Annotated in this window: 2 protein-coding genes and 1 pseudogene; all 3 read left to right on the plus strand. The window is 73.6% G+C overall.

Annotated features, from left to right (window positions below; genetic code table 11):
• On the plus strand, positions 1-822 hold an 822-nt coding region (locus VTU_RS0117920; RefSeq protein WP_010106751.1), incomplete at its 5' end, for a FliI/YscN family ATPase.
• Between the two features lie 13 nt (positions 823-835).
• A complete protein-coding gene (gene fliJ, locus VTU_RS0117925) occupies positions 836-1,300 on the plus strand; it encodes a flagellar export protein FliJ (RefSeq protein WP_010106757.1) in 465 nt (154 codons plus the stop codon).
• A 2-nt stretch (positions 1,301-1,302) separates the two neighbouring features.
• A pseudogene (locus VTU_RS32275) lies at positions 1,303-1,795 on the plus strand (hypothetical protein); the annotation flags it as partial.

Raw genomic sequence — 1,795 nt, forward strand, 5'->3', positions numbered from 1 at the left:
GCGGGCAAGAGCGTGCTGCTCGGCATGATGGCCCGCGGCACGTGCGCCGACGTGATCGTTCTCGGACTGATTGGCGAGCGCGGCCGCGAGGTCAAGGAATTCGTCGAAGACACGCTGGGTGCGGCGGGCCGCGCGCGCTCCGTGGTCGTGGTGGCGCCCGCCGACGCGCCGCCGCTTTTGCGCCTGCAGGGCGCGATGTACGCCACGGCGCTGGCCGGGCATTTTCGGGACCAGGGCCGGCACGTGCTGCTGCTCATGGACTCGCTCACCCGCTACGCCATGGCGCAGCGGGAAATCGCGCTCGCCATTGGCGAGCCGCCGGCGACCAAGGGCTACCCGCCATCGTGCTTTGCCAAGCTGCCCGAACTGGTCGAGCGCAGCGGCAACGGTCTGCACGGGGTGGGGTCGGTCACGGCGTTCTACACCGTGCTGGTGGAGGGCGACGACGCGCAGGACCCCATCGCCGACGCGGCGCGCGCCATTCTCGACGGCCACATCGTGCTCTCGCGCGCGCTCGCGGAGAGCGGGCATTTCCCGGCCATCGACATCGAACGCTCGGCCTCGCGCGTGATGCACAACGTGGTCCCGCGCGCGCAGCTCGATCTGGCGCGGCGCTTTCGTGCGCTGCACGCGTGCTACCAGAAGGGCCACGACCTGGTGCAGCTGGGCGCGTACGCGAGCGGGTCCGACCCCGCCCTGGACGAGGCCCTGCGGCTGCAACCGCAGATGGCCGCCTTTGTGCAGCAGGACATGTTCGAGGCCGCGCCCATGGAGCAAAGCGTTGCGGACCTGGCCGCAGTGCTCGAGCCCCGAACCCCATAGAGGTCCATCCACCATGTCCCAGCTCGGTGCCCTCCCGCTCGTGATCGAATCCGCAACCCGCAGGCGCGACGCCGCGTGCAGTGTGCTGCAGGCCACGCTCGTGGCGCAGCAGGCCGCGCGCGTGCAGCTCGGGCAGTTGCAGGACTACGCGCGCGACACCACGTCCCGCTGGGGCATGCGCACCGGCGCGACGCTGCGCCCCGAGTTGCTCTACCACCAGGACTGCTTCATGGAACGCCTGGAGTACGCGGCGGGCATTCAGCGCGGCGTCGTCGGCGAGCATGCGTACCGGGTAGACGCTGCCCGGCAGGCGCTGCTCGAAGCGCAGCTGCGTCTGTCCGGCCTGCGCCAAGTGCTCGACCGGCGGCGCCACGCGCTGCAAGCGCAGCAACAGCGGCGCGAGCAGCAACAAGCCGACGAGCACGCGGCGCGCGCGTACCGCAGCGCGGACCAGGGCTTGCCAGGGCGGGAGGATTGACGATGGAGACGGCAGGAATTTCCTCTGCGGCCCACCCGGTGCAGGCCGCGCGCAGACTGTTCGCGGCGCAGGATGCCGACGGCGCCGATGCCGCGGGCGGCTTTGGGGCGCTGTTCACCGCGCTGCTTGCCGTGCCCCGGGACGGCGACGCGCCGCTGGACGCGGACCATGCCGCGGCGGACCCTGCGGGCACCACGCCCGTCGATACCGCGCCCGCCGCTACCGCGCAGGGGGCCGTGGACGCGTCCGCGCTGGCCGCGTGGCAGGGCCTGCTCGCGCCTGCTGCCGCTGCGCAGGCGGGCACGGGGGAGCCGGACGCGCAGGCGGCGGACGCCATCCTGTCCGCGCAAGGGCCGCAGGGCGGCGCCGGCGCCGGCGCCGGGCCGGGCCTGCCGCAGGGGCTGGTGGCCGAGACGGCACTGCTCGACCACGGCGAAGCGCGCGCGCAGGCACCGGCGGACGCGTCCGCTGGCGCCGCGCGCGGCGCACTCGCCC

The sequence above is a fragment of the Verminephrobacter aporrectodeae subsp. tuberculatae At4 genome, from assembly GCF_000193225.1.
Lineage (GTDB): Bacteria > Pseudomonadota > Gammaproteobacteria > Burkholderiales > Burkholderiaceae_C > Acidovorax > Acidovorax aporrectodeae.